This window comes from Rothia nasimurium (genome assembly GCF_014217215.1).
Taxonomy (GTDB): Bacteria; Actinomycetota; Actinomycetes; order Actinomycetales; family Micrococcaceae; genus Rothia; species Rothia avistercoris.
Genome location: NZ_CP056080.1, coordinates 269,147 through 282,815, shown reverse-complemented (window position 1 = coordinate 282,815; position 13,669 = coordinate 269,147). Strand labels below are relative to the sequence as shown.

The 13,669-nt window shown below is 57.5% G+C and carries 12 protein-coding genes; 5 read left to right on the top strand and 7 right to left on the bottom strand.

Annotated elements, in window-relative coordinates; genetic code table 11:
* Positions 1-69: 69 nt before the first annotated feature.
* The 4 genes from HWU94_RS01345 to serS form a co-directional block, all read right to left on the bottom strand.
* Positions 70-918, bottom strand: coding sequence for a metal ABC transporter permease (locus HWU94_RS01345; protein WP_185173980.1), 849 nt, complete (start codon positions 916-918; stop codon positions 70-72).
* Entirely contained in the window at positions 918-1,670 is a 753-nt protein-coding gene (locus HWU94_RS01340; protein ID WP_185173979.1) for a metal ABC transporter ATP-binding protein, read from the bottom strand. Before HWU94_RS01340 ends, HWU94_RS01345 begins: the two co-directional genes overlap by 1 nt.
* Before the next feature lie 20 nt (positions 1,671-1,690).
* Positions 1,691-2,635, bottom strand: a complete 945-nt coding sequence (locus HWU94_RS01335) for a metal ABC transporter substrate-binding protein (RefSeq protein ID WP_185173978.1) — start codon at positions 2,633-2,635, stop codon at positions 1,691-1,693.
* Between the two features lie 105 nt (positions 2,636-2,740).
* On the bottom strand, positions 2,741-4,045 hold the full coding sequence (gene serS, locus HWU94_RS01330; protein WP_185173977.1) for a serine--tRNA ligase: 1,305 nt from the start codon (positions 4,043-4,045) through the stop codon (positions 2,741-2,743).
* A gap of 88 nt (positions 4,046-4,133) precedes the next feature.
* Here serS and HWU94_RS01325 point away from each other — a divergent pair, with 88 nt between their 5' ends.
* Positions 4,134-5,294 carry a diacylglycerol kinase family protein gene (locus tag HWU94_RS01325; RefSeq protein ID WP_185173976.1) on the top strand — a complete coding sequence of 387 codons (1,161 nt, stop codon included), beginning with the start codon at positions 4,134-4,136 and terminating at the stop codon, positions 5,292-5,294.
* Here the strand turns inward: HWU94_RS01325 and pheA are convergent.
* On the bottom strand, positions 5,291-6,244 hold the full coding sequence (pheA, locus tag HWU94_RS01320; protein WP_185173975.1) for a prephenate dehydratase: 954 nt from the start codon (positions 6,242-6,244) through the stop codon (positions 5,291-5,293). The genes HWU94_RS01325 and pheA overlap by 4 nt on opposite strands.
* Before the next feature lie 237 nt (positions 6,245-6,481).
* Positions 6,482-7,984 (bottom strand): MutH/Sau3AI family endonuclease, encoded by a 1,503-nt coding sequence (locus HWU94_RS01315; protein WP_185173974.1) that lies wholly within the window; start codon positions 7,982-7,984, stop codon positions 6,482-6,484.
* A 131-nt stretch (positions 7,985-8,115) separates the two neighbouring features.
* Here HWU94_RS01315 and dcm point away from each other — a divergent pair, with 131 nt between their 5' ends.
* From dcm to HWU94_RS01295, 4 genes are all read left to right on the top strand, one after another.
* Positions 8,116-9,441 (top strand): DNA (cytosine-5-)-methyltransferase, encoded by a 1,326-nt coding sequence (dcm, locus tag HWU94_RS01310; protein WP_185173973.1) that lies wholly within the window; start codon positions 8,116-8,118, stop codon positions 9,439-9,441.
* A 307-nt stretch (positions 9,442-9,748) separates the two neighbouring features.
* Entirely contained in the window at positions 9,749-10,429 is a 681-nt protein-coding gene (locus tag HWU94_RS01305; RefSeq protein WP_185173972.1) for a DUF6318 family protein, read from the top strand.
* Between the two features lie 257 nt (positions 10,430-10,686).
* Complete coding sequence (locus HWU94_RS01300) at positions 10,687-11,406, top strand: hypothetical protein (RefSeq protein WP_185173971.1); 720 nt, start codon at positions 10,687-10,689, stop codon at positions 11,404-11,406.
* A gap of 376 nt (positions 11,407-11,782) precedes the next feature.
* Complete coding sequence (locus HWU94_RS01295; RefSeq protein WP_185173970.1) at positions 11,783-12,205, top strand: hypothetical protein; 423 nt, start codon at positions 11,783-11,785, stop codon at positions 12,203-12,205.
* Between the two features lie 255 nt (positions 12,206-12,460).
* Here the strand turns inward: HWU94_RS01295 and ald are convergent, their stop codons facing one another.
* A complete protein-coding gene (ald, locus tag HWU94_RS01290; RefSeq protein ID WP_185173969.1) occupies positions 12,461-13,549 on the bottom strand; it encodes an alanine dehydrogenase in 1,089 nt (362 codons plus the stop codon).
* Positions 13,550-13,669: the final 120 nt, after the last annotated feature.

Genomic DNA, 13,669 nt, shown 5'->3' with positions numbered 1-13,669 from the left:
TCTCTCGTGTAGACCAGACTATACACAAGCCGGGTGAAGGCAAGGTGAGCGCCGTGTGAAGCCTAGTGGTTAGGACGCCACCCCCTTAGCCCGCGCCAGCGCCAGCAGGCCGTGGTGCGGGGCGAAGAGGTAGGCCAGGCCGAAGAGGACGCCGAGGGCCAGTACCACGGTGCCGCCGGCTGAGACATCGAGCAGGTAGCCCATGAAGAAGCCTGCAAGGGCAGCGGTCAGGCAGACCCCTGCCGAGATGAGCAGCATGGTGGTGAAGCGGTCGGTGAGCAGGCGGGCGGTTGCCCCGGGTATCACCAGCAGGGCTACAACCAGCACAACGCCCACGATCTGAAGAGCCAGCACAGAGGTCAAGGCCAGGGCAACCAGCAGTAGCCCGGAGAGCAGTTTGGGACTGAGCCCGATGGCGTGGGTGTAGCCGGGGTCGAAGGCGTAAAGCACCAGGTCACGGTGCTTAATAAGCAGCACAGCAACAACTAGCACGGCCAGCAGGCCTATCTGCCAGACATCCGCCCACGATACGCCCAGCACGTTGCCGAAGATAACCGAGTGCAGATCAACCTGGGAAGGGAAGGCCGAGAGGAGCACCAACCCCAGAGCGAACATGACGGTGAAGACAATGCCGATGGCGGCGTCCTCGCGCACGCGCCCGCGGGCGGCAACCGACCCGATGAGGGCGACAGCTACCAGGGCGGCAATCAGGGCGCCCAGGGCGAAGGGGGCACCCAGAATGTAGGCCAGGGCCACGCCGGGAAGTACGGCGTGGGAGATGCCGTCGCCCATGAGCGACCAGCCCATGAGCACCAGCCAGCAGGAGAGCAGGGCGCAGACCAGGGCCACCAGCACGGTCACCAGCAGGCCACGCTGCATGAAGCCGTAGGTGAGCGGTTCAATGAAGAGTTCGTACATTAGTTTTCCCCTGTCAGCGGGTTCATTCCAAAGGCTCGCACGATGTTTTCGGGGGCCAGCACGGTGGCGGGGTCGCCGGTGAGTAGCACTTCGTTGCGGAGCAGGACGGCGGTGTCGGCCAGGTCTGCCAGGTTGGCCAGGTCGTGGGTTGAGATGAGTATGCCAGCGCCGTCGGCGCGCAGCTCTTTGAAGAGACTCACGAGCATGGCTTCGCTCTTTTTATCGACACCGGCGAAGGGTTCATCGAGTAGCAACAGACGGGCTCCCTGGGCCAGGCCACGGGCAACGAAGGCACGTTTGCGCTGGCCGCCGGAGAGATTGCCGATTTGCCGGTGGGCCAGGTCGGTGAGCCCAGCCCGTTCCAGGGCGGTATCGACGGCGGCCCGGTCGGTGGCGCCCAGGTGGCGGGTGATACCCAGCCGGCTGTAGCGTCCCTGGCTGACCACGTCACGCACCGAAACCGGGAAGGTGAAGTCGATGTCCTCGCTCTGGGGTACGTAGCTGACCAGGCCCTGTCTACGAGCCTCGCGCGGGGCAAGCCCGTCAATCCGGACGCTACCCGATGCTGGCACCACGCCCATAATGGCCTTGAAGAGGGTGGACTTGCCAGAGCCGTTCATGCCGACCAGCCCGCAGATGTTCCCGGGGGCAACGTGCAGGGACGCCCGGTTCAGGGCTCGCACGGCCCCGGAGCCGGGTGCCCCGTAGGTGACAGTTACATCGGTGAGCTGGAGCAGCGGTGGTGCAGTCATAGAACCTCAGTTTAGGGCGGTTATTGGCTGAGGGACTCAGCCATGAGGCGGGTATCGTAGCGGAGCAGGTCGAGGTAAGTGGGTACGGGGCCATCGGCGTCAGAGAGGGAGTCGACGTAGAGGGCCCCGGCGTAGTGGGCTCCGGTGTCGGTGGCGATCTGTTCCATGGTGCGGGTGGGCACGGTAGATTCGCAAAAGACAGCGGGCACGGCGCTGCCCGCTACCCTGTCGGAGAGTTCCATCATGCGGCGGGCACCGGTTTCGCCGTCAGAGTTCACTGCCCAAAGGTAGGCTTCATCGAGACCGGCGTCGGCGGCCAGGTAGGAGAAGGCGCCCTCGCAGGTCACCAGAAGCCGCTGGTGTTGGGGGAGATTACTGATGGCGGAGATGAGTTCTTGGTGTACCTGGCTGAGTTCCTGCTTGTAGGCTTCGGCATTAGCCCGGTAACTGTCGGCGTGGGCCGGGTCGAGGTCGGCCAAGGCCGCCGCGATGTTATCGGCGTAGGTTTTGGAGGCAACCGGGCTCATCCAGGCGTGGGGGTTGGGGTAGCCCTCCCCCTCCCCTTCGGCGATGCTGAGGGGCGTAATTCCCTCAGTGACGGTAACAGCCGGGGCGTTGGCGTCCTGCAAAAATTGCTCAAGCCAGGCTTCTAGGTTGAGGCCGTTGGCGAGAATCAGGTCGGCGTCCGCTGCCTTGCGCACATCCGACGGGGTGGGCTCGTAACCGTGGATTTCAGCCCCGGCTTTGGTGAGAGATTCAACCTCAACGTGCTCGCCGCCGATGGCGCTAGCCATGTCTGCAAGTACGGTGAATGTGGCAAGCACCCGGGGTTTTCCCTGAGTTGCGGTTTGCGCGGACGCCTGCCCGGCGGCGTCCTGCCCGGTGCCACCCGGGGCGCAGGCAGAAAGGACGCCCGCCACCAGCACCAGCACACTGGCCAGTAAGGCGCGGGTACGGTTGGGCATGGGAGCTCCCTTCCTCGGTCACGCTTAAAAGCAGAAGGTACCATCTACGTCGGTTATACCCACAAACGAGGTGGCCTTTTCCGAAGTAGATGGTACCTTACGGGGTTAGGCTGCTACGGGGATAACCTCAAGGCCACCCATGTAGGGGCGCAGGGCCTCGGGGATACGCACGGAGCCGTCTGCCTGCTGATGGGTTTCAAGGATTGCAACCAGCCAGCGGGTGGTCGCCAGGGTACCGTTCAGGGTGGCAACGGTGCGGGTTCCGCCCTTCTTGGTCTTGCCGTCTGCGGTGACGGTGTCGGGCATGCGCTCACGCACGTTCAGACGGCGGGCCTGGTAGGTGGTGCAGTTAGAGGTTGAGGTCAGTTCGCGGAAGGCACCCTGGGTGGGTACCCAGGCTTCGCAGTCGAACTTGCGGGCGGCGGACGAGCCCAGGTCACCAGCGGCGGTGTCGATCACGCGGTAGGAGAGCTCGCACTTGGCCAGCATTTCTTCTTCCCAGGCCAGCATCTTGGCGTGCATGTCTTCTGCCTGCTCGACGGGGCAGTAGACGAACATTTCGGCCTTGTTGAACTGGTGCACGCGGATGATGCCGCGGGTGTCCTTACCTGCGGAGCCAGCTTCGCGGCGGTAGCAGGAGGACCAGCCCAGGTACTTCTTGGGGCCCTTTTCGAAGTCGATGATTTCGTCGGCGTGGTAGCCGGCGATAGCGACCTCGGAGGTACCGACCAGGTAGAGGTCATCGCGCTCAAGGCGGTAGATTTCGTCGTCGTGTTCAACGTTGAAGCCGGTGCCGTTCATGGTTTCGGGGCGCACCAGGGTGGGGGTGGTGAGCATGGTGAAGCCGTTGGCGGTGGCCTGGTCGAGGGCCATCCACATGAGGGCCTGCTCCAGGCGGGCTACATGGCCCTTGAGGAAGTAGAAGCGGGACCCTGAAACCTTAGCGCCACGCACCATGTCGATGCCGTCAACCAGTTCGCCGATTTCAAGGTGGTCGCGGGGTTCAAAGCCGTCTGCTTCGAAGTTGCGGGGTTCGCCGACCTGCTTGACGACCACGTAGTCGTCCTCGCCACCGGCAGGAATACCGTCAATAATCAGGTTGCCTACGCCGGCGACCAGTTCTTCCTGGCGGGCGGCAGCGGCGTCGGCGGCAGCCTTGGCTTCTGAGACCTTCTGGGAGAGTTCCTTAACCTCAGCAAGCAGGGCCTGCTTTTCTTCCTTGGCGGCCTTGCCGATCTTCTTGGAGAAGACGTTCTGTTCGGCACGCAGCTTCTCGAACTCGTTGATGGAGGTGCGGCGGGTGGCGTCCGCTTCGAGAATCTGGTCGATGACGGTTTCGTCAGCGCCGCGAGCGCGCTGGGAGGCGCGGAAGGCGTCGGGGTTTTCACGCAGGAGGTTAATGTCAATCATGCCTCTAAATTTACCGTAGTTGTCGCTGCGATGACAGGCGCGCGGACGCCGGGCGGTGGCGTGCGATTTTCTTCAGTATGCTGGTGATATGGTTTCGCGTTCAACTCTCGGCGTATCTCTTGTTACTGCTTCTGCTCTAGCCCTGGGCGGAGTGGCTCTTTCTGTGCGGAGGGGCAGGCGGGAGCGCCCTGACCTTTTCCCTGTCTACCGACCCCTGCACCGTATGTTAGAGCCGGGTGAGCCGAAGCAGGTTGCGGTGGTGTATAACCCCACCAAGGATCGGGCCGACTCCCTCATCCGTATGATTACCGCGGAGCTGGGGTTGGCAGGCTGGCCCAAAGCTAGGTTCTATGAGACAGAGGCGGACGACCCCGGTTTCGGCATGGCTCAGCAGGCTATAGCTGAGGGGGCTGAGGTTGTTCTGGCTGTGGGCGGTGACGGCACCGTGCGCGCGGTTGCAGACGGCTTGGCGGGTACGGACGTCCCCCTGGGCATTGTGCCCCTGGGCACCGGCAATTTGCTAGCACGCAACCTCGATATGGATGTGAACGACTTACACGCCTGCATCAACATTGCCCTACACGGGCAGAGCCGCACCATCGATATGATTCGTATGGATATGAAGGGTGAGCAGGATCTACCCCCCGTTAATTTTGTGGTCATGGGCGGGGCCGGGTTCGACGCCCAGATTATGACTGATGCTCGCGAAGATTTGAAGGCTCGTATCGGCTGGCTAGCCTATGTTGAGGCCAGCACCCGGCACATGTTTACCCGCCGCCGACCGGCAGTGATTACAGTCAATAACGGCGCGCCGATTCGCCGTAAGATTCGGGCTGTGCTGGTGGCTAATACGGGCAAGATTCAGGGCGGGGTGAGCCTGGCGCAGACCGCTCAGCTCTCTGACGGGCAGCTTGAGGTGATTGTGCTAACCCCGCGTAACCTGGGCAGCTGGGTTCGTATGGCGGCGCAGTTTATCTTGCGCCCCACCCGCGTGCGCTACCCGGTGGTGGAGCATTTTGTGGGCACGGACGTCCGCGTCTACTTCCCCAACACCCGCCTCCCCGTTGAGGTGGACGGGGACGTTCTGGGTGAGGTGAGCGATTTTCGTGCCCAGGTGCTCCCCGCCGCGGTGAAGGTGCAGGTCTACCCTGATGACATGCAGATTCGTTCGCTCAGTGATTTTGTGAATGCCCGTGATGAGCTGGTAGAGCAGCAGCGCCTCTGGTGGCAGCGGCTACTGAGGCTCTAGATATTGTGCTTGAGTTCCTCGGGGCGTCCGCCGGGGAAGAGGGTTTCGACCCAGTCGCGGGCGGCGGTGAAAGAAGCCTCGTCGTGCATGGGGTCTACCCCGGCTAGCCGCTTGTCGGCACGGGGGTAAGACCCCAGGTAGAGCACGCCGGGTGAGACCCGGTGGATGCCGCGCAGGGCATCGCGCACGCGGGCGTCGTAGAGGTGGCCATCAATATCGATGGAGAAGAAGTAGGCTCCCAGAAATTCGCCGGTGGGTCGGGACTCAATACGGGAAAGGTTGATTCCCCGGGTTGAGAACTGTTCGAGCAGGTCAAGCAGGGCACCGGGGCGGTCCTGGGGCAGCGGGATGACCAGGGTGGTCTTATCAGCACCGGTGGGTGCGGGGGTTTCGGCGTCGCGGGTAACCAGCACGAAACGGGTCACGGCGTTCTTGTTATCACCAATGTTGTGGGCTAGCACCTGCAGCTCGGGGTGAGCCTGGGCCACAGCGGGCGAGCAGATAGCGGCCTCGTAGCCGGGGTTCTCATTCAGCAACCCCAGGGCAGCGCCCGCAGTGGACGAGCCCGGCAGGTAATTCACGCTGGGCTTGTTCTCAGCCACCCAGGAGCGCACCTGCGCCCAGGCATGCGTATGGGTTGAGATAGTTTTGATGCTCTCTAAAGTGGTGCCGGGGCGGGCAACCAGCACAAAGGTGATGGGCACCAGTACCTCCCGGACAATACGCAGGGACCCATCAAGCGAGGCAATAGCGTCCAGCGTTGCGGTGACGCCACCTTCAACGGAGTTTTCGATAGGCACCATGGCGGCGTCGGCGCTGCCGTCGCGCAGGGCGTCGAGGGCTGCGGGTACGGACGTCGCGGGGATGCGTTCAGCGTCAGGCGCGCCAGGCACGGTGAGAAGAGCTGCTTCGGTAAAGGTGCCCGACGGGCCAAGATAGGTGTAACGCATGGGGTCTAGTTTAGCGGGTGGACGCCGCACCCCGGCCCCTGCCAAAGGGTTCGTGGAGGTTTGTACCGGGTGATGCTAGCGGGAACAGAGAATTGAAAGAGGTGAAACAGGCTTACGCTCGCTGCCGACCCTCTCACCCGGTTCGCTAGCTGGCTCGCAAGCTCGCACCCGCTCACTTCATCGAGCCAGCAGCTTCGCTGTAAGCCTGTTTCACCTCAGTTTTTTGAATCGCTCTCCCTAAAGGAACTCAGATTCATTGAGTAACTCAACCATGAGGGAACCCTTTATCCAATAATCCAGATTGTAGAAGGCATGTCCGTTAAGGACTAACGGTTTCTTCGATGAATCTCCGCTCGTGCCCTTGATAAAGATTTCATATTCTTTGGACTTAGGCAGGTTGTTCCCCATCTTTGGGAAACCGTTTTTGTTATAGATAACCGTTCCATCTTTTCGCAGAGCCAAGTGAGTGGTCATCTCCTGCTGAAGGTACATGCGACGCATTGTCTCCCAAACCTTCCGGGCAGATTCTTCAAACATGCTGTCTGAAAATTCAATAACCTTAACGCCCCTGAAGATATCTAGGCTTCTGTCCCTCCCCTGATGACGTTCAAAGACCCCGCATAAGAACCTGTGACTAAAAAGGTAATCGAAAAGTGTTGAATCTTCGAAGGCTGTATCGTCCTCAAATTCTGAGAATACGACCGGGGTAAGTTTAGAATCCTCCTTCTTATGACCGGTGTCCTTGATGGGTATTGCCTTAACAATGAAGCCAGATTTAGCAAGCTCTTCGATAGAAGTAGCTTTAACGTAATCTCCAGTCAGCATGTATCCAAGTATGTAGTTGGTTGCCCCTTTGCTGATTCGGTCAGCAAGAGTAGAAGATTTAGCTTCTGCCGCTTCTTTAGCGATATCCCCTAGCTTCATACCAATGTAAGGTGCTACAGACTTAGAAATCTGTTGGAGCAGATCTGAATAACCAGAAACCCCTGCCAATTTCTGCTGCGATGCTTTCGCGCTAAATATTTCCTTTGTCTTTACTTTGAAGTACGAGTTTTTTATAGCCAACCGGGCACGAGGAAATTTAGGAGCAACCTCTAAATACATCAGCCCACCAAGGGCAACGGATAGCTCTGCCCTCAGGGCTCGACGTTCTTCGTCATCAGTTTGAGAGTCCTGAAGCTGTCTAATAACATACTGGCCACGCTCAGAGGCGAAAAAACCGTGGACCTGTTCCCAATCTGACTTGATAATCTCTCTCTCTTCATCACTGAAGTGAAGATTTGAGTAGAGCAAGTAACGGAATTTTCTGTAGTCTTCAGTCGAGAGCGCACGGGTGTCACCATACTGGTAGTACACCAGCAAGATATTCTGAATTTTCTCCCATAGGTGGGAGTCTAAGAAACTCTCTTGAACAACCCCAGAGTAACTCACATTGGTTATCGTAAGACGTTCCTTGGCATGGTACTCTGCATTCGCCCCTTCCCCACGTTTATAGACCCCAGTTACCTTCAGCTCCGTTGGAGTCCCGTCAACTAAGAGGTCAGCTTTCTGGAGAGAATCTTTGGGGAGACCCAGGACAGATTGTTCGATGATATCGCCAGGAACCCCTTTGACCACGCGGTCAGGACGGGTTTCCACATACCGATCAATAAGATGCTTGCTGTCAACTTCCCCCAGCGTCCTACCCATAGCTACATCTAGGAGGGATTCCAAAGACTCCCTAGTGAACTCATTGGTCATTCTCTAAACTCTTTTCGCTCGACGAAAGCAGAAAGCACCTAAATTATAGACGCTTATCACATAGAATTGATCAGAACACCTATTCTGATCTATACTCTTAAGACTTACAGTTCCAAGCGGGAGGTTCAACCGTGGCAGACCAGCCGATTCGCATTATCGAACTCTTCGCGGGCGTCGGCGGCTTCCGCCTAGGCTTCGAGGGCTATAACAAAGACGGCTTTAGCCTGCCTTCAGCTGGTAACTTTGAGACAGTCTGGGCCAATCAGTGGGAACCCCCAGGAACACCCACCAAACAGTTTGCTGCTCGCTGCTACGTTGCACGTTTTGGGGAAGAAAACTTCCTCAACGAAGACATTAACAAGGCCCTCGATATGGCTGAAAATGGTGAAATCACCATTCCAGAAGCAGATATGCTCGTTGGCGGTTTCCCCTGCCAGGACTACTCTGTCTCAAAACCCTTGTCTCAGTCACACGGCATTGAAGGCAAAAAGGGAGTGCTCTGGTGGGATATCTACCGTGCGCTAGATATGAAAAAGCCTCGTTACGTCGTCCTTGAAAATGTAGATCGTCTGCTCAAATCACCGTCAAAGCAACGGGGACGTGACTTCGCGATTATTCTTTCCTGCTTCTACTCCCTGGGGTATTCCGTTGAATGGCGAGTCATTAACGCGGCTGACTACGGCCACCCTCAGAAACGTAAACGCGTGTACATTTATGCAGAACTTACGGATACGACATGGGACTTGGAAGCTACCCTGCGTACCGAAGGAGTTTTTGCCGAAGCCTTCCCCATTACTCAGAGCCTAGCTCGCGAAGATAACTTCAGCATTAGTATTGACCCCTTTGAAGTAACTCAAAGCTTTGGTCTAGGCGCAAAAACCTCACGGTTCCAAGATGCCGGCGTAATGCAGCACGGTAAGATTTATACCGCGAAGCCAGAAGCTCTGTACACAGGCAAGTGTCTTACCCTCGGGGATATCGTGGTCGATGAAACCGAAGTGCCAGACCAGTTCTTTATTGAACCTAGCAAAATCCAGGCCTGGGAATACCTAAAAGGTGGCAAAAAAGAAGAACGTATCAATAAAGCTAGTGGGTTCAAATACACCTACTCAGAAGGCAGCATGTCTTTCCCCGACCCCCTTGACCGCCCGGCACGCACCATTTTGACCGGTGAGGGCGGAGCTGGTGCTTCACGATTTAAACATGTTGTGAAGACAGAATCAGGTCGTCTACGCCGTCTTATTCCTGATGAACTAGATCAGATTCAGGGTTTTCCGAAGGGCTGGACTGATGCAGGCTTAACTGACGGGCATCGTGCTTTCTGCATGGGTAATGCGTTAGTTGTAGGCATTCCTAACGCACTTGGCAAGGCTATCAATCGCCGACATTACGGGCTAGAGCGCGAGAAAGAACCCCTCACTAATACGGTAGATAGTTCTTCCGATACACTTTTCTAGCCAACGCCCTAATTACTATAAGCGCCCCTCAGGCCACCATGTGAGGGGCGCTTTGCTCGTTATATTTTGAAGGGCTGCTAGATAGAGCAAGAAGATAAACAACGGGGTCAGCTTTAATGCTTTCCGTAGCTCCCTCTGTAGGCCTATTAGCCCACGTCAGATACTAAAACCTGTGGATAACTTACCGCACCAGACGTAATCTGCTGTCAAAAACCAGGCAAGAGCACGAAAATCCTTGCCATGGCACAAACCCAGCACTATAAACACACATAAGACCTAGTCACAAAGATGTCACCAGGAGACCCTTATGAAACACGCGCCCACCCGCAATCTTGCCCTAACAGCTATCGCCCTACTAGCTCTTACAGGTTGTGGTGCACAGGCCACAGGCTCGGTTCCCGAACCAGATCCAAGCACCCCAACTTCCGCAGTAGCATCAAGCACAGCGAGCGCCACCGAGGAAACTGCCAAGGCAGAAGAGACCAATTATTCGGGCGGCTCGAAAGCACCTGAAGGTGAGTACCGTGCTGCTGATGAGCACGGCCCAGCCCAGAACGTACCGAAGCCCGTAGCTCCAGAGGGCATGAACGTCGAAAGCACAGAAGCCATGCTCCTCTTCATCGACTACTGGAATGATATGCGGAACTATGCCTACCAAACAGGAGATGTTGCTGATGCTAGAAAGCTTGTAGATTCCACCTTCACCCAAGAGCACGAGTTCTATGATGCAGTTGAAGAGCTTTATAAATCTGACGGATGGGTAATTGGTGGACAGCTAGATATCCACTACAACAAAGAGTTATTAACTTCATTAGGCAACGGTGAGTACTCAATAGGAAGTAATTTTGAAACACAAGATTCTGTCATCTGGTACCAGGGAGAAGCAACCTATAACGATAATTCAGATTCTATTCTTGATGGCGTAGATTTCCGGCTGAAGTTTGATAATGGCAGCTGGAAGGTCCTCAGCACAGAAGTAATCAAGTGATGTTTTCCGCTAAATTACGAATGCCATGGATATTCTGCTTAGTAATATTTTTATCCGCCTCACCAGCATTTGGAAAATCGAATGGCGAAGTAAAGGATAGTGGATTTAAGATTGATATTGTCGATTCAATCGTAAAAGGTGAAGAGGCAAAGCTGAAGACTGGCTCATCAACCGAAGTTACACAAACTCATACGAATGTAACAACAGCCGTCAACCTCATCTACTTCGACAAGCCCAGCGCCCCCGGCAAAGCGCCTGTGCAGCGTGGTGCCAGCCTGCGAGAAGGCTCCTACTGCCTCGCCGCCGAAGGCGAAGTCGGCACGCTCGGGCTCGTACCGTCCGACTGGAACGACGGCCGCGAATCCCCCTACGCCCTCCCCCAAGGGCGGAGCCTCGGCTGCATCCCCCTCACCCCAGCCGAGCTCGAAGCTGCCGGCCTAGAACTCACCGAAGAAAACGGGCAAACCGTACTGCGCACCGTCCGCGTCACGCTCACCACCCACGACTTCGACACCTTCCCCATTACAGCCGCCACACCCCAGCAAGAACGCGCACCCCACACCCTCAAAAACTACAACACCAACTTCTGGGCCGACCCCAACCCCCAAGAATTCACGCGCACCATCAACGGCCAAAACGTCGTACTCCGTGCAACCCCAGTCTCCTACACCTTCGACTACGGGGACGGCACCACGCTCGGCCCCGTCGCCTACCCCGGCTACCAGCTCGGCGCGGACGTCTGGGACCAGCCCACCGACACCTCCCACCGCTACACAGACCCCGGTGACTACCACTTCACCCTGACCACCACCTACCGCGGTGAATACTCGGTAGAGGGCGGGCCCTGGCAGGTCATCGACGGGACCGTCAGCCGCACCAGCGACCCGCAGCTCGTGCGGGTCTGGCGCACCAAGGTTGGGTTAGTTGCCGACGACTGCGCCGCGGGCGCGGACGCATGGGGCTGCACCACCGGCTAGTTCCGCAACCAGCCAGCGCAGAAACTTCACCGGAAAAGTATTCTCTTAGGTTTCGCACAGGTTCCCCGAATTGAGCTCAAAGGTTAGGGTGCCATAGTTAAAGACATGAGGACGAGGAGAGAAAACCTCACCACCTTAAGAGACTGAGAATCTCACCGTGGCGATGAGTCACCCCTTTCAGAGAAATGTGTGTAACCTCTGAAGCTCCTCCCGTGAGGGATAGGTGTGAAAGAAATGTGTGTGTATGAGAAAAGGTCGCAACCAGAAGGTTGCGACCTTTTCTCTACCCTCCAGACCAACAACAAATAGCAGGCAACTCTAGCCTGACTAGAAACTACAGTTCTACAATGGTAGAAATCTCAAGGAGGAGATTCCCATGACCGAACAAACCATCCGCTCCCGCTCGGCCGTGCAGCAGGCGTCCGTGCCCTACACCCACGAGGAACGTATCGGCGGCAGCTGGCCACAAGCCCTCACCATCACAGCCCTCTTCACGGCTCTCGCAGCCAGTCTCATATTCCAGGCCCACCTGCTCAATATGGCTCTTGTCTTCTGCTGTGTGGCGTTCGGTTTTTACATTAGCCGTCGTCGAGCATCAGCAAAAAGAACCCTGCCTATCAGCTATGGTTTAGCCTCCCAGACGGTTTTCGCAGTGGCCGTCCTTGCCCTGCTCTTCCCTGGTCTGGATCACCCCACCAGCGTCACCTGGCGCCTCCCCCTCCTGGCAGTCACCACCCTGCTATTTCACCGCTTTGTCACCCCCGGCTACCACCCCATTGAGAGAACCGCTCGTGACTAGCTCCACAACCAAGAGCCTACTCTTCGGGGCACCGGATTTGGCCGTCTTTGCTAGCAGCCTTCGGGCTTAGCCTCATGCCATTACCGAGGACCTTCACACCGGTTAAACCCGCACTCATTCCCACCTCTACGAGGGTAAGCACGCATCCAACCGCTAAACCAGTACCGGAAATACACAAAGGACGCCCGCCCCACTCCCCTGCCGCAAGGCAGGAAGGTGGGGCGGGCGTCCGCGCCCTTAAGCGACCTCTAAAACCTAGGCGGCAGGCAGCTCAGGGAAAGCCTCAGCAACACCGGCGAAAGTAATCTTGCCAGCATCGGTGTTCAGACCCAGGGCCAGGTCAGGGTTGTTAGCCAGGGCCTCGTCCACGCCAGCAGCCAGCTTCAACACATAGGGCAGGGTGGCGTCGGTCAGGGCGATAGTCGAAGTGCGGGGCACAGCACCGGGCATGTTAGCAACGCAGTAGTGACGGATGCCGTCCACCTCAAAAATCGGGTCAGCATAGGTGGTGGGGCGGGAAGTCTCGAAGCAACCGCCCTGATCAATCGCGACGTCAATCAGCAGGGTGCCGGGCTTCATGGTCTTCAAGTGCTCACGGCGCACAACCTTAGGAGCCTTAGCGCCAGGAACCAGAATCGAACCAATAATCACATCGGCCTCAGCGATTTCCCGCTCAATATTCGCGGGAGTGGAGTTCAGCACGCGCGCAGTAGACCCAAACAGGTCAGACAGTTCACGCACACGGGGGCCGTAACCCTCAAGAATGGTAACCTCAGCGCCAGCACCAACAGCCAGCTTAGCGGCGTGGGTACCCACGTTACCGCCACCCAGAACCACCACACGGCCGGGAGCAACACCGGGCACGCCACCCAGCAGAATACCCTGACCACCCTCGGTAGCCATGGTGTACTGGGTCGCAGCCTGAGCAGCCAGACGGCCCGCAACCTCACTCATGGGAAGCAGCAGGGGCAGGGCACGACCGTTACGCACAGTCTCGTACGCAATACCGCGGGTTTTCGCAGCCAGCAGGGCCTCGGTCAGGGGCTTGTCAGCGGCCAGGTGCAGATAGGTAAAAAGGGTCAGATCCTCACGCAGGTACTTGTACTCGGGCTCAATCGGCTCTTTGACCTTGACGAGCAGTTCGGCCTTAGTCCAGGCATCTTCCTGGCTGACCAGGGTAGCCCCGACCTTCTCGTATTCCTCGTTGGAAAAGCCTGCGCCGAGTCCGGCGTCCTTCTCAATCAGCACGTCGTGGCCAGCTTGAACAAGGGCCAGCACGCCGTCAGGGGTGAGGCCAACGCGCTGTTCTTGGGGCTTGATTTCGCGGGGTACGCCAATGCGCATGAGGGGGTCTCCCATTCATTTTCGTCGTTGAAAATTGTTGCGTTAATCAGCCTACGCCCTTTTGTTGAACGAAGACAAACCGCCCCAAATTTTCTTTATATTTCCAAGAAAATCCGGGGC